Origin of the sequence: Candidatus Amarolinea dominans (assembly GCA_016719785.1) — a bacterium.
Taxonomy (GTDB): Bacteria; Chloroflexota; Anaerolineae; order SSC4; family Amarolineaceae; genus Amarolinea; species Amarolinea dominans.
Genome location: JADJYJ010000003.1, coordinates 706,265 through 730,890, shown reverse-complemented (window position 1 = coordinate 730,890; position 24,626 = coordinate 706,265). Strand labels below are relative to the sequence as shown.

General features: G+C 61.7%; 28 protein-coding genes and 2 tRNA genes. 12 read left to right on the top strand and 18 right to left on the bottom strand.

All coding sequences use genetic code 11. The features are described 5' to 3' along the window. Window positions 1–42: 42 nt before the first annotated feature. From IPM84_06495 to IPM84_06410, 18 genes are all read right to left on the bottom strand, one after another. Window positions 43–1,680 carry a hypothetical protein gene (locus IPM84_06495; protein MBK9092417.1) on the bottom strand — a complete coding sequence of 546 codons (1,638 nt, stop codon included), beginning with the start codon at window positions 1,678–1,680 and terminating at the stop codon, window positions 43–45. Continuing rightward, entirely contained in the window at window positions 1,610–2,542 is a 933-nt protein-coding gene (locus IPM84_06490) for a hypothetical protein (protein MBK9092416.1), read from the bottom strand. Before IPM84_06490 ends, IPM84_06495 begins: the two co-directional genes overlap by 71 nt. Window positions 2,543–2,562: 20 nt before the next feature. Continuing rightward, window positions 2,563–2,805 (bottom strand): hypothetical protein, encoded by a 243-nt coding sequence (locus tag IPM84_06485; GenBank protein MBK9092415.1) that lies wholly within the window; start codon window positions 2,803–2,805, stop codon window positions 2,563–2,565. Window positions 2,806–3,596: 791 nt separating this feature from the next. Next, window positions 3,597–3,785: a hypothetical protein gene (locus IPM84_06480; GenBank protein ID MBK9092414.1), complete on the bottom strand. Its 189-nt coding sequence runs from the start codon at window positions 3,783–3,785 to the stop codon at window positions 3,597–3,599. Window positions 3,786–3,991: 206 nt separating this feature from the next. Then, on the bottom strand, window positions 3,992–4,246 hold the full coding sequence (locus IPM84_06475) for a hypothetical protein (GenBank protein MBK9092413.1): 255 nt from the start codon (window positions 4,244–4,246) through the stop codon (window positions 3,992–3,994). Between the two features lie 524 nt (window positions 4,247–4,770). After that, complete coding sequence (locus IPM84_06470; protein ID MBK9092412.1) at window positions 4,771–4,980, bottom strand: hypothetical protein; 210 nt, start codon at window positions 4,978–4,980, stop codon at window positions 4,771–4,773. 226 nt (window positions 4,981–5,206) lie between these two features. Next, on the bottom strand, window positions 5,207–5,719 hold the full coding sequence (locus IPM84_06465) for a response regulator transcription factor (protein MBK9092411.1): 513 nt from the start codon (window positions 5,717–5,719) through the stop codon (window positions 5,207–5,209). Between the two features lie 40 nt (window positions 5,720–5,759). Then, the gene (locus IPM84_06460; protein MBK9092410.1) at window positions 5,760–5,969 is read right to left on the bottom strand and encodes a response regulator; all 210 of its coding nucleotides are present in this window, start codon (window positions 5,967–5,969) and stop codon (window positions 5,760–5,762) included. 12 nt (window positions 5,970–5,981) lie between these two features. Then, the gene (locus IPM84_06455) at window positions 5,982–6,557 is read right to left on the bottom strand and encodes a HAMP domain-containing histidine kinase (protein ID MBK9092409.1); all 576 of its coding nucleotides are present in this window, start codon (window positions 6,555–6,557) and stop codon (window positions 5,982–5,984) included. Next, the gene (locus IPM84_06450; protein ID MBK9092408.1) at window positions 6,538–7,209 is read right to left on the bottom strand and encodes a GAF domain-containing protein; all 672 of its coding nucleotides are present in this window, start codon (window positions 7,207–7,209) and stop codon (window positions 6,538–6,540) included. Before IPM84_06450 ends, IPM84_06455 begins: the two co-directional genes overlap by 20 nt. A 34-nt stretch (window positions 7,210–7,243) precedes the next feature. Further along, a complete protein-coding gene (locus IPM84_06445) occupies window positions 7,244–7,465 on the bottom strand; it encodes a hypothetical protein (GenBank protein ID MBK9092407.1) in 222 nt (73 codons plus the stop codon). Window positions 7,466–7,635: 170 nt separating this feature from the next. Continuing rightward, window positions 7,636–8,082, bottom strand: coding sequence for a GAF domain-containing protein (locus tag IPM84_06440; GenBank protein ID MBK9092406.1), 447 nt, complete (start codon window positions 8,080–8,082; stop codon window positions 7,636–7,638). 127 nt (window positions 8,083–8,209) lie between these two features. After that, window positions 8,210–9,385, bottom strand: a complete 1,176-nt coding sequence (locus IPM84_06435; GenBank protein ID MBK9092405.1) for a GAF domain-containing protein — start codon at window positions 9,383–9,385, stop codon at window positions 8,210–8,212. 65 nt (window positions 9,386–9,450) lie between these two features. Next, window positions 9,451–9,804, bottom strand: a complete 354-nt coding sequence (locus IPM84_06430; GenBank protein MBK9092404.1) for a hypothetical protein — start codon at window positions 9,802–9,804, stop codon at window positions 9,451–9,453. Between the two features lie 13 nt (window positions 9,805–9,817). Beyond that, window positions 9,818–10,177 carry a hypothetical protein gene (locus IPM84_06425; protein ID MBK9092403.1) on the bottom strand — a complete coding sequence of 120 codons (360 nt, stop codon included), beginning with the start codon at window positions 10,175–10,177 and terminating at the stop codon, window positions 9,818–9,820. After that, window positions 10,135–10,836: a hypothetical protein gene (locus tag IPM84_06420; GenBank protein ID MBK9092402.1), complete on the bottom strand. Its 702-nt coding sequence runs from the start codon at window positions 10,834–10,836 to the stop codon at window positions 10,135–10,137. The genes IPM84_06425 and IPM84_06420 overlap by 43 nt, the downstream gene beginning before the upstream one ends. A gap of 179 nt (window positions 10,837–11,015) precedes the next feature. After that, window positions 11,016–11,100: transfer RNA gene (locus IPM84_06415), tRNA-Leu, on the bottom strand. Window positions 11,101–11,298: 198 nt separating this feature from the next. Beyond that, window positions 11,299–11,646 carry a cold shock domain-containing protein gene (locus IPM84_06410; protein MBK9092401.1) on the bottom strand — a complete coding sequence of 116 codons (348 nt, stop codon included), beginning with the start codon at window positions 11,644–11,646 and terminating at the stop codon, window positions 11,299–11,301. Window positions 11,647–11,722: 76 nt separating this feature from the next. On the opposite strand from IPM84_06410, the gene IPM84_06405 reads away from it, so the two are divergent. From IPM84_06405 to rpmE, 12 genes are all read left to right on the top strand, one after another. After that, window positions 11,723–11,793 (top strand) — tRNA-Cys (locus tag IPM84_06405). 216 nt (window positions 11,794–12,009) lie between these two features. Further along, window positions 12,010–12,786, top strand: a complete 777-nt coding sequence (locus tag IPM84_06400; protein MBK9092400.1) for a DUF2344 domain-containing protein — start codon at window positions 12,010–12,012, stop codon at window positions 12,784–12,786. Between the two features lie 142 nt (window positions 12,787–12,928). Beyond that, window positions 12,929–13,963: a LacI family DNA-binding transcriptional regulator gene (locus tag IPM84_06395; protein ID MBK9092399.1), complete on the top strand. Its 1,035-nt coding sequence runs from the start codon at window positions 12,929–12,931 to the stop codon at window positions 13,961–13,963. Between the two features lie 6 nt (window positions 13,964–13,969). Beyond that, entirely contained in the window at window positions 13,970–16,783 is a 2,814-nt protein-coding gene (pgmB, locus tag IPM84_06390; protein MBK9092398.1) for a beta-phosphoglucomutase, read from the top strand. A 233-nt stretch (window positions 16,784–17,016) separates the two neighbouring features. After that, window positions 17,017–19,587 (top strand): sugar ABC transporter substrate-binding protein, encoded by a 2,571-nt coding sequence (locus IPM84_06385; protein ID MBK9092397.1) that lies wholly within the window; start codon window positions 17,017–17,019, stop codon window positions 19,585–19,587. A gap of 85 nt (window positions 19,588–19,672) precedes the next feature. Next, window positions 19,673–20,914 (top strand): sugar ABC transporter permease, encoded by a 1,242-nt coding sequence (locus IPM84_06380; protein MBK9092396.1) that lies wholly within the window; start codon window positions 19,673–19,675, stop codon window positions 20,912–20,914. Between the two features lie 23 nt (window positions 20,915–20,937). After that, the gene (locus tag IPM84_06375) at window positions 20,938–21,831 is read left to right on the top strand and encodes a carbohydrate ABC transporter permease (protein ID MBK9092395.1); all 894 of its coding nucleotides are present in this window, start codon (window positions 20,938–20,940) and stop codon (window positions 21,829–21,831) included. A gap of 12 nt (window positions 21,832–21,843) precedes the next feature. Then, window positions 21,844–22,452, top strand: coding sequence for a DUF624 domain-containing protein (locus tag IPM84_06370; GenBank protein ID MBK9092394.1), 609 nt, complete (start codon window positions 21,844–21,846; stop codon window positions 22,450–22,452). A gap of 99 nt (window positions 22,453–22,551) precedes the next feature. Beyond that, on the top strand, window positions 22,552–23,520 hold the full coding sequence (locus IPM84_06365; protein MBK9092393.1) for a glycosidase: 969 nt from the start codon (window positions 22,552–22,554) through the stop codon (window positions 23,518–23,520). Between the two features lie 21 nt (window positions 23,521–23,541). Beyond that, window positions 23,542–23,853, top strand: a complete 312-nt coding sequence (gene rplU, locus IPM84_06360) for a 50S ribosomal protein L21 (GenBank protein ID MBK9092392.1) — start codon at window positions 23,542–23,544, stop codon at window positions 23,851–23,853. Between the two features lie 42 nt (window positions 23,854–23,895). Next, window positions 23,896–24,207, top strand: a complete 312-nt coding sequence (gene rpmA / locus IPM84_06355) for a 50S ribosomal protein L27 (protein ID MBK9092391.1) — start codon at window positions 23,896–23,898, stop codon at window positions 24,205–24,207. A 101-nt stretch (window positions 24,208–24,308) separates the two neighbouring features. Next, window positions 24,309–24,602 (top strand): 50S ribosomal protein L31, encoded by a 294-nt coding sequence (gene rpmE / locus IPM84_06350; protein ID MBK9092390.1) that lies wholly within the window; start codon window positions 24,309–24,311, stop codon window positions 24,600–24,602. Window positions 24,603–24,626 lie beyond the last annotated feature (24 nt).

Here is a 24,626-nt window from a genome sequence, read left to right as displayed (position 1 = left end):
GTAGTTTCCCCTTTCGTGCAGATTCTGAGAACTGACAGCACATTATGCTGTGCGATAGAGATAGGCAACGACGCCAGCCCAGGCGGCGAACGCTGCCACAATCAGGATTACGAGCCAAAGCGTCTCGCGAATCCACCCGCTCGATGTCTTATCGAGCCGCATGGCGATTTTCTTTGTATAGTCAATCGTGACCGGCTCTCCCTCATTGACATCGTTGATTTCGAACGGCTCTTCACTGCCAGAATCGGAGGATGGCCAGACCAACGACGTATTGACTGCGACACGCGCCTCCGTCACCGTCGGAGGAACGCTCTTGACCTGGATATGGTCCAGATTGAGGAGCGGTATTGCGGCGCTCAGCACCTTCTGCTTGATGATTTGTTGTCGCCGGTTCAGGAGGCCAGAGATCTTGACGTCGCCCAAAGAGCCTGTTGAATCGAAGAAGCTGAGCGACGCGCCGACCAACGGGCCGCTGGCCAAATAAATGAGTCCTGCGCTTGCTGCAAGCAGCAGCACCAGGGCCAACAGGGCCAGCAGTGACCAGGGCTTGGTAAACAACGAGTCTCGACGCTCAAACGTGCGCGTGACAAGCGCGGTGCTGGTCGGGTACCACCCTGCGGCGGCGGCCTCAGCATTTGGCGTCACTTCCAACGCATAGGATCCGGGTTGATCTGCCTCCTTTGGCCAGTCGGCCACGAATCTTCCAAGTTCTTTGTCGGGACGGAAAGTCACATCGAATGCGCGGGTCTGAGTTGGTGAACGCAAACGCCCCGTAAAGAGGGCTTCATCCGTTGCCTTCTGGATATCTACTGCTGGTTGTAACTGCCCATCCTCAGATCGAACCTCCACGACAAGCGGAAGCGGTTTGACAGAGGAAACCACCCAAACGTCGGATGCAGTGCATAGGTTTCCGTAACCGGATGTGAGATCTGCCATACGAATTCTTGCGTTTCCACCAGACAGATCACGCGCACCGGACACCTGTTGCTTCGGTCGGAACACCCGTGTGCGGTAGTCATTCGTCAACTCTGTCACAATTTTGTAACAGCCGGGAGCATAGGCGGAGGCCGCCGCGCTGTTACTCCCCACTGCGGCGACATAGAGATTGTTGCCGGCCGTGCTCATGGGCTGGGTGTCAAGGAGTTGATCTTTGTCCGTGAATAGCTTGACTGTGAAGGGGCTGGCCTCTGGCGAGGCAATAGAAACCTGCGACAGGGGCTTGCCATCGGCGTCTGTCACCTGCGTCTCGACCTGAATCGGGTTGTGCAATCCGTCATCGAAGAACGAAAACCGCTCTCCTTCCGCAGGCCGTTGGATTTCGAAACTAAATTCCTGCAGGCGCTCCCGGTAGAATCGAACACTCGCCGACTGCATGATAGGGCGATAGCGGTTTCTAACATAGTTGGGCTTGAGATTTACCTCAAGGCGATACAGCCCGGCAGGGTCCGGGCTTTCCTCGGCTCCCAGAGACCGTAGTACTGCCGTGAAGGTGGGCCGGGCAGCACCTGCGTCGTAGTGTAAGTTCGCAGTCTCAATGAGCGTATTTGCGCTGTCGTACAGTTTTAGCTCAAAGGTGTCTGCGTTTGAATCAGCAATCACATCTGCCGGGCTAAAGGGCGCCGCCGCGGGTATTGGTGAACTGAATCCCCACTTGAATAGGAACCGCAATTGGTTTGCCATCCCTGACGTCGCTCGCCAACACAACATCATCCTGCTGCGGGGACAGTACCTGAAAGCCGAATTCCTCGACTGGTACCACCTTGAAACTGCCCTGCGCCTGGATCACTGTGATCGGCGTAGTGATCGGCTTAGACGAATCGAACGCGCGCGGGTTGTTCGTGGTTCCAATCAAGTCCCAGGTGTATGTTCCCTCGTAGGGAGTACGAATGTATACCGGCTCGCGCGTCTGACGATCACGCGCCTCATAAATACCGGCGAGGGCAGTCGTAATTGGTTTTATCAGACTATATTCATCAATAACATCTTTGCCTGAGGCGTCTTTGGAGCGCACGATCACCTTCAGGTCCAATGGGTAATTCTCTAACTCCTGAAGTGGAACTACGGTGCCATCTTTCTGTTGCTGCGAGAAACGGAAACTGAAGAAACTCGGCGCTATTTCATCATAATAAGGAGGAACGCTGATTGCTGGAAAGATCGTGGATGTAACGGGAGCGAGCAGCTCGCTGCGAGCGCCGTTCTCACCAATCCGAACATCCAAGTCGCGGCAGGCTTCGGCTCCTTCCACTTCAACGACGTATTTGCCAGGTGGCGGAAAATAAAAAACATATCGCTCATTCGGCCCGTCCTTGGTGTAGTCATCCACTTTCTTGCTTCCAGGTGTCGAAGTGCCGTTTTCGTATGTATCAGACTGCTTGTCATTCAGGATCGCCCTAATCCTGATTTTGACTTGATCGAGCGGGACCCCTGGGTTAGAGCCACGTCGGAAGATGTGGATAATCGCCACATCGCTCACATAGGGATTGATCCAGATCGGCTGCGTACAATCCCATGGATTGAGTTTTGAACCAAGAACCGGATCCAAAACATTGGCAACCAGGCTAGTTAGATCAGTATTCGCCAGCTTAGAATCAAGCGACGCGGCAGAATAAGCAGTTGACTGCCGTGTTCGTCGGCGATAGTTTCCCAGGTTTCCAACAGTGTTCTGTCTGCCAGATAGTCATAGCCGGCAATGCTGTTCGCATCACGAAAGGCGATAATCCACAGATAGGTGCTGGCTGCATTACCATCGCCTTTCCAGGGATACTCGGAACCGTTCTGATCGGTCACCGCCTTGAGTTGTTCCAAATAACCGTTGCGGACCCGTACTCTGTGGTATCCCAAACACACTTGTTGGTTTCGTCTACCTTGATGCATGGCCCGCCATCGGTTACCAACACAACCATACGGATCCGCATCTTCTCACCCAGGGGCTCCTGGCTCCACTGTTGGAGGACAGCAGCGCCAGCTCTGAGAGCGGCAATGTGGTCGGTAGCGCCGAGATCGTCGGTAACCGGGATGCTGGCTTTCAACGTGGTTCGCTCCTGCTTCCAGGCCGATAAAGCATCGAGTGCGGGAGAGATCGTCGTCGAGGGGAGGTAGATTCTGGTGGCCGATGTACCGGCACTGCCGCCCCCAAAACCGATGACAGAGATGCGATGCTTGACGCCGCTTCGGGAAATAGATGGCGTTGTCTCCCAGGATAATCAATGGCGGTCTTGACGGCGCGCTGCGCAGTTGATTCTGATCATTGTAGCCCATAGATTTGGACTGATCAATCAAGAACGCAACGTCGACTCCATTGCACTCTGATGAAATCGCCTGTGCAGTACTCTGAGATGGGTTTGCAAGAGCAAAACAGAACATGACGCCGAGGGTAAAACTAATCGCAAGCGCCTGCAGAAATCTGTTCGAAGCCATATAGTTCTCCTGCTGAATTCAGCTCGGCAAATGAATTTTGCAACAACAAAGGCCGCCACGCGCCCTACTTCCAGGCAAACGTAACGGCCTTCGGGAATCTTTCACCTCTAACAAGGCCACGAGAAGTTGCTATTTGGTTGAGCGGCCTGGGACGGGGGGCGGCCAGGGCCGGTGATCCGTCAGGTCGGTACGTCCAGGCTCTGCAGTTTCTCGATGTAACGCACCCGATTCTTCTGCAGAATGATCCTGACCTGGCCGTATTCACCCACTTCGGTTAGGAAAAGATCAACCATGCTGATCTGCCGCGGGGTCAGGACACGCAAAGGACGCTCCAGGATGACCTGGTGCGGATTACTTGGATTGTTCATACCTGCTTCGAGTTCATGCTGCTCTTTCCTGTGACGCTTGGTTGCCATTCGGCGAGGGCAAGCGCGGCGATGATATGCCGACGAGATGCTCAGGAACCGGTTGCGGTGCAGCTGCGCGTCTGTGCGCGCTGGTGAAATTTGCTGGCTGGACATTCACCACGAACGATGTGTCAATGTCTTACCACAATGATAATAGCAATTACAGACTAATGCAAATTCACAAGCACCGTCTTTGTTCTCTTGCGAACCTCAGTGGCCTTCATCTCCGTCGTGACGGGTTTGTACCCAATTTTGACCAGGCTGATCCCATCAGCCATCAGGCTCCTCTGCAGGCTCCTCCCCTCCTCCGCCTTGTCCACCAGCGTCTCTCCGCTCAGGCGCTCCCAGTCCTCGATGTTGACCATCACGGCCATGGGGCGACCGTGGGTGGCGATGACAAAGCGCCGGTGGAGAAATTTCACCCCTCGAGGATGTCCCTGGTGTTGAGTCGCAACTCGCTGACGCTCAGGCGCCGTATGTCCATTGATGATCCTCCTCATGCAGGCACTGCGATCATGCACGCGGCCGGTTGTTGCGCTTACTATAGCATAAAGACTCTTTCAGTGGTCTTCCATCTTTCTGTCAAAGTCTGTCAACTTTACAACTCGTGCGATTTGTACAACTCTTATGATTCGTGCAAACACGCGCCAGGCAAAACAGCCGGCCAGGTGGTGAACACCTGGCCGGCCAGATCGGGTCACTACAGCGGCGTCTGCTGGCTGAGGTAGTAGAGCACCCCACCCAGGATGAGGATCAAGATCAGGGTCGTGATGTCGTAGTTCCGGGACGTCTCGGGGCGTCGGCGGTTGTGCGGTTGCGACCAGCGCCTACGGCCGAATTCACCAGGACCACGAATCCTAACACGGCTGCGAATATCAAAAAGGTTTCCATCATACGCCTCCCGTTCATACGCCTCCCGTTACGATTTCATGCCCATCTTCGACAATCAGCTCAGGAACGGCCGGATCAGGCCAAACAGCGTGAGTAACAGGATGACCAGCAAGATCAGGGCGGCCAGGGTTGCCCCTGGATCGCGTTGGGTCGGGAGCGCCACAAGCGGCGAAATGAAAACGACTGGGGGCGAGTCTGGCGGCGGAGGGGCCAGGACAAAGATCACCACAACAACCAACAGTGCCAGTGCAATAACAACAGCCATCGTTACGCCTCCTTCTGTCAATCAGAACAAGAACCTGCGCTGTGCGATGCTGCGGGGAATCTACGTGGTCGTACGTGGAGATTGTAGAGATTTGGCTCCCGCCAAACCTGTCATCAATCCTACAGGTGCATGACAGGCAGCGTTCCAATGGGCTGAGGATGTTCTTGAAGGCGGCCATCATAGCATCAGTTGTCCTTTATGGCAACCGCGCCTGCCACGGCTCTCCCTACCCACCCTCATGATTGAACGGCTGGCCGCTCGGCGCCAGGCGGTAACCGAAGCCGCGCACGGTCTGGAGGTAGCGCGGGGACTTGGGATCCGGCTCGATTTTGGTCCTGAGCCGCCCCACCAGGCGATCCATGGCTTCGTTGCTGACGCCTTCCCGATTCTGCACATCGCTGTAGACGCTGGCGGCAATGTCGTCACGCGTGGTCAGGTGATTGCGGTTCTCCCACAAACAGTGCATGAGGCTCGCCTCGTTGGGCGTCAACTCGACGTTGAGACGCACGCCGTCGCGGTAAACCAGCACTTCGTCCGGGTCGTAGATCAGGCCGCGGGCAGATACCGCGGGCAATGCAGCCGGTGATGCAGCCGGTGATGCAGCGGGCGCTGGCTTGCGCCGCCCCAGCGTGCGCCGCAGCACTTCTTCAAGCTCGTGCAGCTCTTTGCCCTTCAATAGAATGTAGTCGGCGCCAAAACGCAGCCCACGCAGCCGGTTGCTCAAATCCTCGCTGGTCACCGACCACACCACGATCGGGATGTCACGCGTCAGGTCGTTTTCACGCAGCGCGAATCACCGCAAAGCCGTCCATCCCTGGCATCAGGATGTCCAGGATGATCGCGTCGGGCCGCTGCGCCAGCGCCAGTTCGACTCCCTCCGCGCCGCTGGCCGCCTCGCTGACCTGGTACCCCAACGGTGTAAACCAATCGGCCAGGCTCTCGCCAAACCCCGGCTCGTCATCAATCACCAATAGCTTCGCATCTGGCATTATGTCAACCCCTCAATTTCCAGGTAAAAAAATCATAAACGTCGCCCCGCCCCCCGGCGTGTCGTGGATTTCGATCTCGCCGCCATGCCGCTGCACAATCTCCTGGCAAATGGCCAGTCCCAAGCCAAGCCCCGTGGTTTGATCCTGGCTCGTGTTCGTGATCTGGAAATACTTCTCGAACACGCGCGTGCGCATCTCCTCTGAAATGCCGATGCCGGTGTCGCTGATCGTGATGCGTATGCGGTCCTTCCAGGTGTCATAACCCAGGGTGATGGCGCCGCCCGCCGGGGTGAATTTGATGGCGTTCTCGATCAGGTTATCCAGCACCTGCTCCAGGGTGTACTGATCCCCCCACACGGCCAGGCTGGCATTGGCAAAACGCTTGATGTCGAGATGCAGCTTCTTGCGCTGGGCGGGGTCTGCGGCCCGCCGCTGCGCCTGGCGCAAGAGAGTTCTCACGTTGAGCTGTTTCGGATCGAACGAGATGCCCGGATGGTCGCCGCCCGCCTCCAGCCGGCTGAGGAGCAGAAGTTTGTCAATCTGACGCTGTTGGCGCTCGGGTAACCCGTCAGTTTTCCAGGCGATCATGCTGCTTTTTGGTCAGAGCGCCCAGCTTGCCCGCCAGCAGGTTGCCGGTAATGTTCTTGGCCTGGGCGAGCGGCGAACGCAGCTCATGCGTTGCCTTGTGCAGCTCCGCGGTGCGCACTTCATTCGCACGCAGCAACTGCTGTTGGCGCTGCGCGCTGGCAAAGGCAATGGCAGCCTGCGTGGCAAAGGTGTGCAGACCGCGCACCTCGTCGTCGTTGAACTCATGTTCGTAGGTGGTGTAGACCGCCAACGTGCCAAAGACCCGGTCGCCGGTCAGCAGCGGCACGCAGAGCATGGAGACCAATCCCTGCTGGCTGGCCCAGTCCTTGTGCTTGAAATCCGGGTCCTGGGCGATGTCCAGCACATAGCGATGACGCTTCTCGCGCGCAACCCAGCCCATCACGCCCTCGTGCAGACCGATCTCCAACGCCGCGCCGCTGGCCGGCTCACCCGTGCGCGGGATCAGGATGAGGCGGTCGCCCTCCAACAGATGCAGGGTGCAATCGCTGTAGCTCAATGCCGGGCCGGTCATGATCTGCGCGATGCGGTCGCCAATCTGCTGGCGGTCCGGGGTGCGGCTGAGCAGTTCGTTGACCTCGAAGATGCTGGTCAGGCGCTGGGTCTGGCGCAGGTTGGAAATGGCGGTCGCCACCTGGCTGGCAATGGTGGAGAGCAGGTCGCGATCATCATCGCTGAAGCCAGCCTGGTCCAGCGCCCTCTGGCGTCAGTTTGTTGAGCACACGCAGCACGCCAAAGGTGTGGTAGGCGTCATCCAGCGGCACAGCGATCAAGTGCTGCGCCTGGCCGCTGCGCAAGATGTCGCGATAGCGCCGGCGATGCGCCTCGATCACCAGCGGGCAGTCGTTCACCTGATTGCAGGCCACGGCCTGGCCCAAAACGTGTCCCACGCTCCTGGTTGGCCTCGGCAGTCAGGTCATGTGGATCGCGGCTGGCCGCCGGCGGCTGACCGCCCTGGGCATGGCAAGGGCAATTGTCCGGATGCACAGGCGGCTGGGCGCAGCTCGCCAGGCCGGTCAGCCCTTCACCCACGCGGTAGATTTCGTCTGGAAACAGGCCGTCATCCTGGGCCATCGCTGTCCTGGCGGCGCAGGACGCCGTCCTTGAGCAGGAAGATCGAAGCTGTTTCAGCCCGCAACCGCGCCCGTGAGGTGACCACGGCGTGGTGCAGGACGGTCTGCAGGTCAAGCTCGCGATTGAGCGACCGGCTCAGCTCGTGCAAGAGGGCCAGGCGCTCCTTGCGCTCTTCCGCCTGCTGCCGCACCTGTTCGTACAACTCAGCGGTCTTCAGCGCCAGCGCGGCCTCGTGCGCGACGGTCTGCAGAAAGGTCTGGTCGGTCGGACGAAAGCGCTCGGCCAGCGACGACTGCACGCTGATCAGGCCGATGACGGCGTGCTCATACTGGATGGGCACGATCAGCGCGGCGCGCATGACGCGGCTGCCCGCGGGCGCAGCGGCCGGCGGCGGCAGGTTGTTATGCAGGCCGGCGACCCCGCTGCTCCACACGCCGCGTTCCAGGTCTGCCAGCGCCTGGGTGACGGTCTCCGCGCATGGGTACTGCCCGCCTGCACCGGCTGCTCATGCACCAGGCGCAGGCGCGTCTGCACCTGACCCACAGTCAGATGCAAGGTTTTCAGCGCGCCTCAAGCGTGGTCTGGCAGACGGTTTCCAGCGAAACCGGGTGGGTGGTGGTCTGGCCGATCTCACGCACCGCATCCATCTCAAGCTGGCGGCGGTAGTAGAGATCAGACTGATAGAGCGTCAGGGCCAGGCGATCGGCGAACTGCTGCACGACCTGCGCGTCGGCTGTGGGCAGACGCAGCGGTCCGCAGCGCAGCGTTGACAGCTTGAGCAACCCCCACACCGTGTCGTTGTGGACCAGGGGCACGGCGAGGATGCCACCCTCCGGCGAGCAGGGTGCAACCGGCGCCACCGGGGTTTGCGCCTCCGCCGGATGATCCTTGCCTTCCGGCCGCCAGGGCAGTTCTCCGTAGGCCAGGGCCTGCGCCAGCCAGGATGCCGTTTCGCCCTGCCAGGGATCGCCGGCGCTGGCGCGCTGATATTCGATGGGTCTGACCGGCGCGCTGTGTATCCCGGCCAGGCGTTGTGCGAGACCCGGTTCCAGGTTGATGGCACGCGGAGAGGGCAGGCGCCACGCTTCCACCGCGGGCTGCACCAGTTCCCGGCGCACGATCAGGCGGTTATTCTCACGGTCGAGGACGATCACGGCGGCGCTGTGATCGTATTTAATGAAGCGCTGCAGTTCATCCAGCAAGAAGCTATAGAGGTCAATCGGGTTCTCTTTGCGGTTGGCCTGTTCCATGATGCGCATCAGCAAACGCAGGCGGTGCGCATTCTGTTCATGCGCCAGCAGAACGCCAACCCGCCGCAGCCAGCGCTGTTCGCGGCCGGAGAACATGACGCCAGGCCGCAGCAGCGCCAGCACGCCGTTGGGCGCCTGGCCGCTAACGGCCGCCGGCAGGCCCAGGACCCCGCCGGGCAGTTGGGTGTTACCACCGGTCATGACCCGCGGCCACAGCTCGGCCGGCCACACGCAACGGCCCAGTCGGTAGGTCAAATCGAAACGGTTGCTGAAAGGGTCGGCCAGCGCCAGGCAGATAGCCTCGGCGCCAAAGAAGGTTTGCACGCGGCGCAGGCCAGCCAGGCGGGCCTTGTGCGCATTGTCGGGCGCGGCCCACAGCTCGCCCAGTTCGAGCAGGAGCTGATGGGCGTCACTCGTGGAATGGGCCTGCGGATCGGGCGGCTCCGCAGCGAGATCGTCAGATTGAGTCGGCGGCAGGGGTGTCATGGTGTGCCTCGATGACCACCCCTGCGCGCCAGGCTGGCGCGCAGGGGTCTTGCAACAACGGGCGATCAGCTGACCGGGGGTGGATTACGAACTTCAGGCGTTGACGCCGGCGCCGGGGCGCGCAGGTTGGCCAGGCCCAGGGCGGTGGCGCGGGTGTTTTCCTCGGTGGCGATGAGCAACGTCAGCACGCCGCCAGCCGCATAGAGGATGACGAAGTAAAACAGGCCGCAGACGACGGGCAGCAATGCAGCAATCCACAGGGCAGCGGTCGGAATGGTCAGCTTGAAGCCGAGCACATTCTGATAGTTGCCGCCGAGAATGAGCGCCAGGCCGGCGGCCAAGCCCAGGAGCAGGCAGATGGCGGCAAACAGGCGCAGCATGAAGCTGGTGAAGCGCAAGAACCCGAAACGCTTTTGCATGACGAGCCTCCTGTTACTTGCTCGTTGCGGGCTGGATCTGTTCGGCGCCCTTGGCCAGCGGGAACTCCATGTAGATGGTCAGGTCAAGGTTGGCGATGAACGGGGCAAACTTCGCCACCAGGTCGAGCGCGGCCGGGTCTACGCTGCCTGTGCCTTTGGCCAGTTCCAGCGCGTTGGCCAACTCGGCCTCGCCCCAGCCAATCAGCGGCAGGGGGTCGTTGTTGACCGAGACCTGCAGACCGGCGCTGCTGGACTGAATCGTGATGAATTGAACGTTGGAGCGCATCAGGGACTGGATGGTGTCCGGCGTCAGGTAGATGGGCAGGTTGGTCAGCCCCATCTGCGCCAGGGCAGCGGCATCCGGGCGGAACATCTGGCCGCCGCGCCAATGACCTGCGGCGCGCCGGCGGCATCGTAGACGATGGGCAACTGTACGACGGCCGCGGCCGGGCGCTGCGCCGTCGGCCGCGGGCGCGGTGGTTCCTGGTCTTCGGGGCGCACTTCGATCTTGGTGGCGCCGGCCTTGACGGGGATCATGAAGACCAGGTCAAGCCCGACGCTGCGCACCATGGGCAGAAGGGAAGGGATCCACTCAGCCAGGTGCATACCGTTGACCTGCGGATCGAACGTCTGCAGCATCTTGGCCGCATTTTGCAGTGTGTTCTGGTCCCATTTTACATATGGCAGCGCCTTCGAATTTACAAAGAGGTAAAGGCCATCGCCCCGATGCAGCAGTTCGATGTGCTGGATGTTGTTGGCCTGGAACTGGGTGACCTGCTCTGGGGTGAGCTGCAGCGGCGCCATGGGACTGCCGGTTAGCTTGGCAAGGTCGGCGAGCGACATGCCCATGACGGTGGGCGTGCCCTGTTCATCAATGTTGACGGTGATGCGGGGCAGTTCGATGAGGAACTCCTGGGGGCTGGTCTTTTCGCCTTGCGAGGTTGAAGGAACGGGGCGCGTGCCACAGGCCGTGAGCACAAGCACTGTGACGAGCAACAGAGAGACAATCCATCCGAATCGCTTTGACACCATAGTCAATTCTCCTGGTCAGGTATGTTGGCGCCCGAGCTGCGCCGGCTTGAGGTTGTGCGGGGGAAGTGAGTTTGTTGTGGACAAGCACGCCGGGGAACGAGGCCGCCGAATGAATTCGGGGCGAAGGGGCGTTCCGCCGCCAGATCGGCCTGCGCCGACCGCAGCTTGACGGAGATGAATGGGGCGAGTGGGACTCGAACCCACACGGACGGTTAGTCCTTCGGTTTTTAAGACCGATGCGTCTGCCTGTTCCGCCATCACCCCAGGAACTGGCGCTGATCTGTTGTCAGGTTTATTCTACACGCACTGACAAAAAATGTAAAATGGCGACTCACAAGAACGGTCTTCTGGTCGGACGACGTTGGACGAGAGAAGCGAACTCTGTGGCGGAGGGCATCGTCACGCCGGAGACGTGACCTACGGCTAACGGAAAGGCTTCTGCGTCCTGGCGTTAAGACACCTTCACGTCAACACCCTGATCTGGTTCGCCTGCGGTCCCTTGGCCGTGTGCTCGATGCCGTATTCGAGCAGCAAGTTCGGTTCGATCGCGCCGGCGTCCGCGGGCAGGGCGTCGCGATGAAAGAAGAGGTCCTCGCCCGTGGAGCGGCTGATGAAGCCATAGCCGCGGCGCAAGTTGTACCATTTGACCAGGCCGCGCTCGCGACTGACCGCGGGCAGCAGTTGCGCACAGGCCGGGCACAGCCGTCGCGTCGGTTCGATGCCGCCCGCGGCGCGCTGCTCGCCGGCCGTCCAAATGAAGGGGATGCCGCAGCGTTGACATTCGCTGGTGCGATCTCTGTATTCGTGCATGAAGGTCTCCTGGGGGTTGAACCGCCAAACTCCGTTTGACAGATACCCGGTTCTGGGCTAAAATTGGCGCGTGGTTGGCGACGTAGCCAAGTGGCAAGGCAGGGGTCTGCAAAACCCCGATCGCCGGTTCAAATCCGGCCGTCGCCTCTCAACCGGCTTCCGGGATTCTCAGTCCCGGAAGTTTCTTTTTGCGCAACGATGAATCAAGCGGGCATGGCCTTGCGCCTGCCCGCGTGGGCGACCGCAAGGGTGCGCCCCTACAAATTGGGGTCTGAGTCAGATCCCTCAGGGGGTATTTTAGTCCATTTCGGTGGTATGGTAAAATCGGTCGCCCCGAATTCTTTGGGGTAAGGAAGATCAAGAATGACAATGCAACGCATACGGTTTACCTACACGAAGGGTGAGCCGCTGAAGTGGATTGGGCACCTCGACCTGGCGCGCGTGTGGGAGCGGGTGCTGCGACGCACGCAGCTGCCGGTGGCGTACACGAAGGGCTTCAATCCGCAACTGCGCATTCAGTTTGCCTCGGCGCTGCCGGTGGGCTGCCGTGGTCGCGCGGAGCTGGCCGATTTGTGGCTGAATGAGCCGATAGCGCCGGCCCAGTTTGCGGCCGAGTTACAGCCCAAGCTGCCGCCGGGCATCGAGATTCGCGATATCCATGAAGTTGATCTGCACGCGCCCACGTTACAGGCGTTGATGTGGGCCGCGAATTATGTGGTTCAGATTTTGCCCGAAGGCGCGGTGGATGTGGCGCAGGCGGTCGGCCGCTTCACAGCCGCGGCGCAGGTACTCAAACAGCGCGCCCGCGACGGCAAGACCTACGACTTGCGGCCGCTGATCGAAGACCTGCGCGTGGAGGGTACGGATGACGAGGGCTGGGTCCACCTGGCGCTGCGCGTCAGCAGCCGACCAGGCGCCACCGGCCGCCCCGATGAACTGCTGGAGGTCCTCGGACTGACCGATTGCGCCCGCCGCATCGAGCGCACGCAGCTCATCCTGGCCGCGGAACCTGACAAGTCGGCAGGCAGACCGCGTGACGCAGACGCCGCGCTGGCCTTCGACGCGGACAGCGAGCGGGAACCCGTCGCCAAAGTCCTGCCCGCGCGCCTGACCCGCACAGGCTGGGGCGGCTTCGACTAATAGAAATTGTCAAAAACCGCAAATTGGGTATTGACAAGTCGCTGACCGTGTGCTATACTCCGATCAGTTAAACGCTTAAATGACCGTGTGCCGCCGAATGGATTGCGGCACTATTTTTTACACAAGGAGTTAAACGTTTAACATGGCGGGCACGACGACTATTCGCGATGTGGCCCGGGAGGCTCATGTCTCCATCGCCACGGTTTCTTATGTGCTGAACGACTCCCGGCGCGTCACCGAAGAGACGCGCCAGCGCGTGCTCGGCGCCGTGACCCGACTGGGCTACCGCGCCAACATCACCGCTCGCAATCTGCAGGCCAACGAGACCCGCCTCTTTGCCTATACCTGGCAACCCAGCCCGCCCGACCAGTTCAATCCTATCCTCGACAGCTTTCTGCAGGCCGCGGTCGCGGCCGCCGCCCGCCGCGGCTATCGCTTCCTGGTTTTTCCCACGGCGACTATCGCCGATGAACTGGCCACCTATCAGGCGTTGATCTTGGAAGGCCAGGTGGACGGCTTCGTCCTGTCCAACACGCATCTGGAGGATGAGCGGGTGCGCTGCCTGTTGGATGCAGGCTTTCCATTCGTGGCCTTTGGCCGCTCGAACCCGGGTTGGGATTTTTCCTGGGTGGACGTAGATGGCACGGCCGGCGTGCGCATGGCTGTCGAACACCTGCTTGCACAGGGGCACCGGCGTATCAGTTGCCTGTCCTGGCCGGCGCCTTCGTTAGCGGGCCAACATCGGCTGAATGGTTTTCTCGCCGCCATGCAAAAGGCGGGGCTGGCAATAGATCCGGCCTGGATCGAGCGCGCGGAAAACACGTACGCGGACGCTTACGCCAGCACCCGACGTCTGCTGACGCTCCCGCCAGATCGTCGCCCAACGGCCATTGTGACGATGTCTGACCTGATGGCGATCGGTGTCATCAACGCGGCCTGGGATGCCGGCGCTGAGCCGGGGCGTGAGCTGGCGGTCATCGGGTTCGACGATGCGCCCGTTGCGCGCTTCCTGCGACCGTCGCTGACCAGCCTGCGTCAGCCAATCGCCGAGGTGGGGGAGCGCCTGGTAGGCATGCTGGTTGACCTGTGCCGCGCACAGCGCAGCACGGAACACGAGGTACTCTTGCAGCCGGAACTCATTGTGCGGGCATCGAGCGACTTCCATGTGGAGAGCTAAGCAACTGTGAAACTTGAAGCGATCATCTTTGATCTCGACGGCGTGATAACCGACACCGCCGAATACCACTACCGGGCGTGGCAGCGACTAGCCGATGAAGAGGGATTGCCCTTCAATCGGCAGATCAACGAACATCTGCGCGGGGTCTCGCGCCGCAGCTCGCTGGAGATCATCCTGGCGGGCCGGCCGGCGACTGAGGCCGAGATCGCCGAACTGACCGAGCGCAAGAACCGCTATTATGTCGCCATGCTTGCCGGGGTCACGCCGGCCGACCTGCTGCCTGGCGCGGTGGATCTGCTGCGGGAGTTACGCGCGGCCGGCGTCAAGGTGGGCATCGGTTCCGTCAGCAAGAACGCGCACACCGTCCTGGATCGCCTCGGCATCTGCGATCTGTTGGACGCCATCGCCGACGGCTTCAGCGCCGAACGCAGCAAGCCCGCGCCTGACCTCTTCTTGAAGGCCGCCGAGATGCTGGGCGTGCGTCCAGCCTTCTGCGCGGTGGTAGAAGATGCCGCGGTGGGGATTGATGCGGCGCTGGCCGCGGGCATGTGGGCGATCGGCCTGGGGCCGGCGTCGCGGGTGGGTCATGCGCACGCTCGCTTCGAGAGCCTGGCGGGGGTGACGCTCGCCGCCATTCGCACGGCCCTGCAGGACGCCGCGTGGACGATTGCGGAGCCGATCTTCGTACCGGACTCGCAGAGCCACATGGAAACCGTGTTCACCATCGGCAATGGCGCCATGTGCAGCCGCGGGGTCTTCGAAGAGGGGTATCCGGGCGCTATGCCGGCCTGTTTCGTCCACCGCGTGTGGGACGACATGCCCGTCAACTACACCGAATTGGCGAACATCCCTGCATGGTGGGGCGTGGACATCTGGGCCGATGGCGAGCATTTCCGGCTCGATCGCGGCCGGGTTCTGGGTTACCATCGCCAGCTCGACCTGCGCACCGGCGCCCTCTCACGGCAGGTGCGCTGGCAGCCGCGGGAGGGAGGGCCAGTGCTGGAACTGGACTTCGAACGCTTCATCAACCTGGCTGATCCCCACGGCGCGGCGCTGCAGGTGACGATCACGCTGGCCGAGGGACAAACGGTGCTGCGCGTGCGCACCGGGGTGAACGCGCACGTGGAGAACACCGGGCTTCTGCATTGGAATCTGGTAGATCAGGTCGCGGGCCTGGACACGGCAGCCGTGCAGGTGCGCACCCGCGCCACCCAAACCGATCTGGCGGTCGCCGTGGCGGTCAAGCTGTCAAGCGCCAGGCCGTGGCAGTCCAGCCGCTGCGACGCGGAGGGTCAGCCCGCGACCGAGTATCACATGACTCTGACCGCGGGCGCAAGCGCAACGCTGCACAAGTTCGTGGCGGTGGTCAGCAGTCACGATGCCCCCGACCCGCTGGCGATCGCCCAGGCGACAGTGCAGGCCGGCCAGGCTGCCGGGTATCGTGCCTGGCGGGCGGCTAATGATGCAGCCTGGGCCGAAATGTGGGCGGCCTCGGATGTGCAGATCGAAGGGGACAACGAGGCCCAAATCGCGCTGCGCTTCAACCTGTTCCAGTTGCTCATCGCAGCGCCGCAGCACACCGACCGCGCCAGTATCGGCGCCAAGACGCTGAGCGGTTTCGGCTACCGGCACCACTCCTTCTGGGACACCGAAATTTTCATGCTGCCCCTCTTCACCTTCACGCAGCCGGCCCTGGCGCGCCACATGCTGATGTACCGCTGGCACAACCTGCCAGCCGCACGCGCCAAGGCGACGGCGAACGGTTTTGCGGGCGCGCAGTTTCCCTGGGAAAGCGCTGACGACGGCCGCGAAGTGACTCCCACCTGGGTGCCCCACGCCGCCGATCGCAAGCAGCTCATCCGCATCTGGACGGGCGACATCGAGATTCACATCACGGCCGACATTGCCTACGCGATCATGCAATACTGGCAAGTGACCGGCGACGACGCCTTCATGCGTGATTACGGCGCCGAGATGGTGCTGGACGGCGCGACGTTTTGGGCCAGCGCGGCGCAACTCGAAGCGGATGGCCAATACCACTATCGCAATGTGATCGGCCCGGACGAATATCATGATCGGGTTGACGACAACGCCTACACCAACACCCTTGCCCAGTGGCACCTGGAGACGGCGTTCAACCTGCTGGCCTGGCTGAAACGCCAACACCCGACCCGGCACGCCGAACTGGTCGCGGCGCTCGACCTGACCGAGGCCCGCCTGCGGCACTGGGATGACGTGCGCCGGCGCATCGTCCTGCCCGGCGATCCTGCCAGCGGCCTGATCGAGCAGTTTGCCGGTTTCTTCAGCCTGCGCGATGCAGACCTGGCGATGCTGCGCGACCCTGGCCGCAGCCGGTCCATGCAAGGGCTGTTGGGCATCGAGGGGTGTGCTGCCACTCAAAACCTGAAGCAGCCCGACGTGTTGATGCTGCAATACCTGCTGCCCGAGCGCTTCTCGCCCGCGCAGGTGCGCGTCAACTGGGAATACTACGACCCGCGCACCGACCATGAGCTTGGCTCCAGCCTCGGCCCCAGCATCAGCGCGGTGATGGCGTGCCGCATGGGTGAGCACGAGCGGGGACACCAACATTTCCTGCGGGCGGCCCGGGCTGATCTATTGGACGTGCGCGGTAACGCGGAGGATGGCATCCATGGCGCCAGCGCGGGAGGGCTATGGCAGGCAGTGGTCTGCGGATTTGCCGGCCTGCGGCTGACGGAAAGCGGATGGGAGATCGCGCCCAGCCTGCCTGATGGCTGGACGCGCCTCGCGTTCAAGTTCTACTACCGAGGCCGGTTGGAGAGCGTGGAGATCACGTGTTGAGAACCCGAGCCGCCTCAAGGTCCTGGCAGACGGGGAGGCGACTCGGCAGCAGCAAGCCTACGCAAGCGTAGGCCCGGCGCCGGGGCCTATTCTAAGCATAGAACCGGCGCCGGTCAAAACGGATACAGGAGTCGTTGGAAAAGATACAAAAGGAGGTGCAAGAAGGCACAAGAAAGGGTACGCCAAACAAGATTTTGCAAGCTATTCGCTGATTTCTCTCCAGGAGGAGAACCATGAAAACGTATCGTTATAGAACACTGTTGATCGTGATCGTGCTGGCGCTGATCGTGGCGGGCTGCGGGCCCCAGGCCACCCCGGCGCCGACCACGGCCCCGGTTGTTGAAGCGACCAAAGCCCCGGTTGCCCCGGTTACCCCGGTTGTTGAACCGACCAAAGCCCCGGCATCCACCTACGGCCTGAAGGCCTTCGAGGTGGAAGCGGGCGCGAAGATCGTCTTCTCAGGCTGGGGTGATGAGACCGAGCAGAAGATCTACCGAGATTCCATCGCACGCTTTGCCGCAGTCTATCCTGACGTCACGGTGGATTTCCAGCCGATTCCGGCGGACTTCCAGACGAAGGTGAAGGCGATGATGGCCGGCGGCACCGCGCCGGACGTGCTCTACGTGGACGACCAGTTGATGACAGCCTTCGGCGCCAGCGGCCAGCTTCTGGCCCTGGACGAGGCCATGGCCCAGGCCGGTACGACACGTGACGACTTCATCGGCGCCCTGCTGACCATCTTCACGCTGGATGGCAAGACCTACGCCCTGCCCAAGGACTGGGGCACGTTGGGCCTGGTTTACCTGCCCGAGGCCTTCAAGGCTGCCGGCATCGCCGAGCCGACCGAGACCTGGGGCTGGACTGAGCTGAAGGCTGCGGCCGAGGCGATTCAGAAGACCGGCAAGTTCGGCGGCTTCTGCATGGGCCCTGACTGGGCGCGCTTCGCCCCCTTCGCCTTCGGCAACGGCGGCGCCTACGCCAACGCGGACAACAGCGCTCCCACCCTCGACACGGCTGAGATCAAGGACGCGGCGAAGTTCGTGACCGACCTGAAGACGGCCGGGACGATCGTGACCGCGGCCGATGTCGGCGCGGGCTGGTGCGGTGAGGCCATCGGCAAGAAGCTCGTGGGCATGACCTACGAGGGCGGCTGGATGGTCAACTTCATGCGCCAGAACTACGCAGACGTGACGTGGAAGGCCGCGCCGCTGCCGACCGGGTCGAAGGGCAAGGCCGATGTGATCTTCACCAACGGCATCGGCGTCAACAAGGCCACCAAGTTCCCCAAGGCCGCGACCGCTCTCGCCATCTTCCTGACCAGCCGCGACAACCAGGCGGAGATCGTCAAGACCGGTTTCGCCTACAGCACCCACCCCGACCAGCTCGACATGGTGGTTGACGCCAACGACAAGGCCATCGCCCAGGGCGGCACCTTCGCGCTGACCCGCGTGGCCTATTGGGGTCCCAACACCGGCAAGGTGAATGATGCCGTCTCCAAGGCCCTGGAGCGCATCTACCTGGGCGACCAGACCGTGGATGAGTCGTTCAAGCAAGCCCAGAAAGAGGCAGCTGAATTCCTGACCGGCGGCGGCGCGGGCAGCGGCCCGATTGCACCACCGGCTGCGACCCTCAAGAAACTCGACGTGGAAGCGGGCGCGAAGATCGTCTTCTCAGGCTGGGGTGATGAGACCGAGCAGAAGATCTACCGCGATTCCATCGCACGCTTTGCCGCAGTCTATCCTGACGTCGCGGTGGATTTCCAGCCGATTCCGGCGGACTTCCAGACGAAGGTGAAGGCGATGATGGCCGGCGGCGCCGCGCCGGACGTGTTCTACGTGGACGACCAGTTGATGACGGCCTTCGGCGCCAGCGGCCAACTTCTGGCCCTGGACGAGGCCATGGCCCAGGCCGGCACGACACGTGACGACTTCATCGGCGCCCTGCTCACCATCTTCACGCTGGATGGCAAGACCTACGCCCTGCCCAAGGACTGGGGCACGTTGGGCCTGGTTTACCTGCCCGAGGCCTTCGAGGCTGCCGGCATCGCCGAGCCAACCGAAGCCTGGGGCTGGACTGAGCTGAAGGCTGCGGCCGAGGCGATTCAGAAGACCGGCAAGTTCGGCGGCTTCTGCATGGGCCCTGACTGGGCGCGCTTCGCCCCCTTCGCCTTCGGCAACGGCGGCGCCTACGCCTCCGACGATTTCAAGACAGCAACCATTGACACAGCCGAGATCAAGGACGCGGCGAAGTTCGTGACCGACCTGAAGACGGCCGGGACGATCGTGACCGCGGCCGATGTCGGCGCGGGCTGGTGCGGTGAGGCCATCGGCAAGAAGCTCGTGGGCATGACCTACGAGGGCGGCTGGATGGTCAACTTCATGCGCCAGAACTACGCAGACGTGGCGTGGAAGGCCGCGCCGCTGCCGACCGGGTCGAAGGGCAAGGCCGATGTGATCTTCACCAACGGCATCGGCGTCAACAAGGCCACCAAGTTCCCCAAGGCCGCGGCGGCTCTCGCCATCTTCCTGACCGGCCGCGACAACCAGGCGGAGATCGTCAAGACCGGTTTCGCCTACAGCACCCACCCTGACCAGCTCGACATGGTGGTTGACGCCAACGACAAGGCCATTGCCCAAGGCGGCACCTTCGCGCTGACCCGCGTGGCCTACTGGGGTCCCAACACCGGCAAGGTGAACGACGCCATCTCCAAGGCCCTGGAGCGCGTCTACCTGGGCGACCAGACCGTGGATGAGTCGTTCAAGCAAGCTCAAACCGACGCGCAGAACGCGTTGGACGGCAAGTAAGTCACATCCGAGGCAGGGGGATGGGGGGATGAATGAGATTCCCCGATCCCCCTGTCTCGCCCGAGAAGACGAGAGGAGGTGCAGCATGACAGCAACTGGGGTGCGTTTGCCCGCATCAGAACCTGGCAGTAGCGGGCGAGCACTGGCCGCAACCGCCGCCTTTCTCCTGGTGGCGTTCATCACGTTCGGGGCGGCGCTGATCTCCGCGCCGACCAAAGGCATCAGGATTTTCCCCTTAGGCCCGTACATCAATGAAGCGATCAACTCGGGCCGTTGGTTCGTCATTGCCGGCGCCGTGTTGGGGATTGCGTTAGGCGCCATCGCCGCGATTACCGTCTACCGGACCTGGCGCAACCGGGGCCAACGCCAGGAGATGCTTGCAGCTTACGTCTTCCTGGCGCCGTACCTGATCATCACCGTGGTCTTCACGGTTGGCGTTCTGCTCTTTGCGCTCTACATCGCCTTTCACAAATACGACATCTTCACAGCGCCGCAGTTTGTCGGGCTTGATAACTTTGCCAAGGCGTTCAGGACGAAGGATTTCGTGCAGTCGCTCGTCAACGTCTTCTGGTATGCGTTGGTGGTGACCATCGTCCAGACCGTGTTCGCGCTGCTGATGGCGATCTTGCTCAACAGCAAAATGCGTGGCCGTGAGTTCTTCCGCACGATCTTCTACACGCCCAGCGTCACCTCATCGGTCGTCATCTCCATGATCTTCTGGTGGCTCTACCTGAAGACCGGATACCTCAACTTCGGCCTCGAGAAGTTGATGGGCATCTTCGGATTGGAGTGGACGCGCGTCGAGTGGCTGAACAACCCGCGCGGCCTGTTCCAACTGATCGCCATGGCCTTCGGGGGCAACATCTCGTCCGACCTGTGGTACCTGCGCGGGCCTAGTGTCACCTGGATGGCGATCATGTTCCAAAACATCTTCACCACCATCCCCACCTTCATGCTGATGTTCCTGGCCGGGCTGCAGGACGTGCCGCCCACCCTGTACGAGGCGGCATCTATTGACGGCGCCACCAATCGCCAGCAGTTCTTCAAGATCACCGTGCCCATGCTGCGACCCGTGTTGCTGCTGGTCATCGTCCTCAGCACCATCGGCACGCTGCAGATCTTCGACCAGGTGAAAATTCTGACCAGCGGTGGCCCGCTGGGCACGAGCTTGACGCCGGTCTACCTGGTGTACCGTGAGGCTATCGGCACGCAGGGTGAGATCCAAATGGGCTACGCAGCCGCGATGGCGTTCATCCTGGCTATCATCATCTTCGTCTTCACATTCCTGCAGCGCCGCTTCATCGAGAGCGGCACTGAGCAGTATTGAATTGAATGGATAGGAGGAACATCATGGCAGTTGCAACCGCGCCCCGCATGCTCCGTGTGCCAACCTCGGAAGAGGCCGCTCGTACGCGGCAACGCCAGGCGGCGCTGAAGTATGTTCTGCTGGGCCTGATTGGCATCGTCTCGCTGACGCCGTTCATCCTGGCGTTCTTGGGAACGTTCAAGACGGACGCCGAGATCATCGCTTATCCCCCCAAATTGCTACCCGATCGCTGGCTGGTGCAGAACTGGATCAAGACCTGGGGCACCAATTTCGGGGAGGGCGCCACCTTCCCGCGCTGGCTGGCCAACACCGCCGTGGTTGCGGTTGGCTCCGCCGTCCTGCAGGTCGTTGCCTGTTCGATGGCGGCCTACGCCTTCGCCCGCCTGCGCTTTCCGGGCAAAAACGCCGTCTTCTCCTTCATGCTGGCCAGCATGATGATCCCCGGCGCCGTCACCCTGATCCCCGCCTATGTGGTGATGACGAAAATTTCATTCGTGAACACCTACTGGTCACTCCTGGTGCCGGGGGCGATCAGCGCGGGCAACATCTTCCTGCTGACCCAGTTCCTCAAGGCGGTGCCGCGCGAGCTGGAGGAAGCCGCGTTCGTGGATGGCGCCTCGCGCTTTCGCATCTACAAGGACGTGGTGCTGCCCCTGGCCCGGCCGGCGCTGCTGACGGTGTTCATCTTGCAGTTCCAGGGCATGTGGAACGCCTTCATGGCGCCGCTGCTCTACTTGAACACACCCAAAATGTGGGTGCTCAACGTCGCCATCTCCAGCTTCCAGCAGCAGTACAAGGCCGCGTGGAACCTGACCCTGGTGGCCGCCATGTTCAACGCCATCCCGGTCCTGATCCTGTTTGCGTTCTTCAGCCGATATTACATCGAAGGGGTCAGCTATGCGGGGCTGAAAGGGTAGAGGGAGATCGGAGTGCCACACCTCCTTCAGCTTTTCGCCCGCGCCATCCGTCTCTGGTGGCGTGAATTTCTCTTCCTGCTGGTGCTCAACCTGATCTGGCTGTTGGCGCAGGCGACGGTGGTGCTCGGCCCGCCGGCGACGGCCGCGCTGGTGGCAGTGGCCGCGCAGGTCGCGGACGATGAACTGGTGGATTTCGGCGATTTCTGGCGCGCGCTGGCCGCGAACTTCAGGCGCGCGTGGCTTTGGGGCGCGGCACAACTGGCCGTCTACGGGGTGCTTGGCTTCAATTTCGTCGCCTACGCCAGGACAACGGACTGGCCGGTCCTGGCGCTGCGCTACGCGTGGGGACTGCTGGCGCTGGGCTGGTTTGCAGTCAATCTCTACTACTGGCCCCTGAACCACGCCCAGACCGACAAACGCTTTACCACCACCCTGGGCAACGCCGCAAAAATGGCGCTGCTCAATCCGGGTGCGACGATCGTCTACGCGCTGCTGGCGCTCGTCCTGATCGTCGGCAGCACCCTCTCTGGGCTGCTGCTGGGTACCGTGCTCGGGGCGTGGCTGGCACTTTGGGGGGTGTTGGTTGTGCGCCAATTGCTTGGCAGGCAACCGCGCCGGTGATGGCCGTGGTGCAAATGCCCTGTCTGACCGGCGGTTATTTCGCCACGAACTGACGCGCAGCAGGAGTTTCAGCACAGACATCGAGGAGATCCATCAGCCATGAAGTTACAACGACATCCCGGCAACCCCATCTTGCTGCCCGACCCGGCCTCCGACTGGGAGTGTTATCATGTCTTCAATCCCTCGGTCATCCACCACAACGGGCTGTTCCACATGCACTATCGCGCCCAGGGGCTGGACTGGGTCAGCCGCATCGGTTACGCGGTGAGCGCCGACGGGGTGCATTGGAACCGCCTGCGCCGGCCGGTGTTAGCGCCGCAAGACGGCACTGACTCGCGCGGGATCGAAGACCCACGGGTGACCGCGTTGGACGGGGCATTCATCATGTGCTACACCGCCTACGGTCGCGAGTTCCATGGGACGGGCAACCCCACCCACGCTGGCGGCGGCATCTTGCCCATGCTCGCCCGCAGCGAAAACCTGATTACCTGGGAACGTCTCGGCCCGCTCGTGGTTGGGGAAGACAACAAGGATCATGTCCTGTTCCCGCGCAAAATTGGGGGACGCTACGCGGCCTTGCACCGGCGCCGACCAGACGTTTGGCTGGCGACCTCCGCTGACTTATGCACCTGGCATGAGGCCGACATGGCGCCGATTTACGGCCCGCGCGCGGCTGAGAGTCGGCCAGAGATCACGGACGGCGGCTGGGACTCCAAGAGCATAGGCAGCAACGGCGTGCCGATCGAGACGGCGGCCGGTTGGCTGTGCATCAACCACGGCTACGATGCCAATCATGTCTACCGCTTCGGCGTGATCCTGCTCGACCTGGAGGACCCGACGCGGGTGATCCGCCGGCCCCAAGCGCCGATCTTCTGGCCCGAAGAGTTGTGGGAACTGCGCGGCGACGTGCCAAACGTGGTCTTTTCCTATTCTTGCCAATTAGCCGGCAGGCACTTGGCCTGCCGCCTTTTTTGGCAAAAAATCAGTTCAGCAAAACTGCTGCGCAAGCGGCAATCCAGCATATCGTTGCGCCAGTACAAAGTCTGGGCCTCTGCGCCTGGCGCGTAACGGTGAAGGAAGCAAAAAGAGATGTTTGCAATCGTTGAAACGGGTGGCAAGCAGTACAAAGTGAAGGCGGGCGATGTCATCGAGGTCGAACTGTTGCCGGTCGCTCCCGGCGACACAATCGAACTCGGGCGCGTCCTCCTGGTTGCGGATGGGGACGAGGTCAAAGTAGGCACGCCGGTTGTCACGGGTGCGTCTGTCAAGGCAACCGTGCTCCAGGAAACGAAGGGACGCAAGGAGATTGTCTTCATGTATCGTCCCAAGAAGCGTATCCGTCAAAAGACCGGCCATCGTCAGAAGTACACGCAATTGCGCGTGGATGAAATCGTACTCTAGGACGAGTTGATAAGTCGGAATTAGGGCCGAGTAGGAGAAACTATGGCACATAAAAAGGGCGGTGGCAGTAGCCGCAACGGTCGTGACAGCAACGCGCAGCGCCTGGGCGTGAAGCGTTCCGATGGACAGCAGATCAACGCTGGTTCGATTATCATTCGCCAGCACGGCACCGCGGTCAGGCCAGGCATCAACGTCGGCGTTGGCCGTGACTTTACCCTGTTCGCTTTGATTGATGGCTTCGTCAAGTTCGAGCCGCATTCCAAAGACCAGAAGCGGGTCAGTGTCTATGCACAACGGGCGCTGCCTGCCGCGGTCCGGAGTCTGTCCGACCAGCCGTCTGGCCCAGTCGCCTGACCGGGTCAACGCAGCGTCAAGTGTAATGCTATTTCCCAGCGCCTTTGGGTCGTGGTTGGGAACCATGACCGGTCAGGGGCTGGAAGAAAAGAGGTTTCCCAATGCGTGAAAAGATTCATCCAACCTACTATCATGATGCACAGGTCACCTGTGCGTGCGGCAACACCTGGATTACCGGGTCGACGCGCAAAATGCTTCGCACCGACGTATGCTCGAACTGCCATCCCTTCTTCACCGGCGAGCAACGCATCGTTGACACCGGCGGTCAGGTCGAGCGCTTCATGAAGCGCCTGGAGACAAAGACGAGCAGGGCCGTCCAATTGGAGGCGCAGCGCGTGGTGCGTCAGCAACAGCAGGATTCGACGCGCCTCGCCAAGCGCCGTGGAGACGCCTAAAATCGTGACCCGCACGCAGCCGCC

Bases quoted from the DNA above. Each gene is read 5' to 3' on its own strand.
- IPM84_06495 (MBK9092417.1), bottom strand. From the start codon at position 1,680: ATGGCAAACCAATTGCGGTTCCTATTCAAGTGGGGATTCAGTTCACCA.
- IPM84_06480 (MBK9092414.1), bottom strand. From the start codon at position 3,785: ATGAACAATCCAAGTAATCCGCACCAGGTCATCCTGGAGCGTCCTTTG.
- IPM84_06470 (MBK9092412.1), bottom strand. From the start codon at position 4,980: ATGGCTGTTGTTATTGCACTGGCACTGTTGGTTGTTGTGGTGATCTTT.
- IPM84_06460 (MBK9092410.1), bottom strand. From the start codon at position 5,969: ATGCCAGATGCGAAGCTATTGGTGATTGATGACGAGCCGGGGTTTGGC.
- IPM84_06455 (MBK9092409.1), bottom strand. From the start codon at position 6,557: ATGATCGCCTGGAAAACTGACGGGTTACCCGAGCGCCAACAGCGTCAG.
- IPM84_06435 (MBK9092405.1), bottom strand. From the start codon at position 9,385: ATGACACCCCTGCCGCCGACTCAATCTGACGATCTCGCTGCGGAGCCG.
- IPM84_06430 (MBK9092404.1), bottom strand. From the start codon at position 9,804: ATGCAAAAGCGTTTCGGGTTCTTGCGCTTCACCAGCTTCATGCTGCGC.
- IPM84_06425 (MBK9092403.1), bottom strand. From the start codon at position 10,177: ATGTTCCGCCCGGATGCCGCTGCCCTGGCGCAGATGGGGCTGACCAAC.
- IPM84_06420 (MBK9092402.1), bottom strand. From the start codon at position 10,836: ATGGTGTCAAAGCGATTCGGATGGATTGTCTCTCTGTTGCTCGTCACA.
- IPM84_06410 (MBK9092401.1), bottom strand. From the start codon at position 11,646: ATGCACGAATACAGAGATCGCACCAGCGAATGTCAACGCTGCGGCATC.
- IPM84_06400 (MBK9092400.1), top strand. From the start codon at position 12,010: ATGACAATGCAACGCATACGGTTTACCTACACGAAGGGTGAGCCGCTG.
- IPM84_06395 (MBK9092399.1), top strand. From the start codon at position 12,929: ATGGCGGGCACGACGACTATTCGCGATGTGGCCCGGGAGGCTCATGTC.
- IPM84_06385 (MBK9092397.1), top strand. From the start codon at position 17,017: ATGAAAACGTATCGTTATAGAACACTGTTGATCGTGATCGTGCTGGCG.
- IPM84_06380 (MBK9092396.1), top strand. From the start codon at position 19,673: ATGACAGCAACTGGGGTGCGTTTGCCCGCATCAGAACCTGGCAGTAGC.
- IPM84_06375 (MBK9092395.1), top strand. From the start codon at position 20,938: ATGGCAGTTGCAACCGCGCCCCGCATGCTCCGTGTGCCAACCTCGGAA.
- IPM84_06365 (MBK9092393.1), top strand. From the start codon at position 22,552: ATGAAGTTACAACGACATCCCGGCAACCCCATCTTGCTGCCCGACCCG.
- rplU (MBK9092392.1), top strand. From the start codon at position 23,542: ATGTTTGCAATCGTTGAAACGGGTGGCAAGCAGTACAAAGTGAAGGCG.
- rpmA (MBK9092391.1), top strand. From the start codon at position 23,896: ATGGCACATAAAAAGGGCGGTGGCAGTAGCCGCAACGGTCGTGACAGC.
- rpmE (MBK9092390.1), top strand. From the start codon at position 24,309: ATGCGTGAAAAGATTCATCCAACCTACTATCATGATGCACAGGTCACC.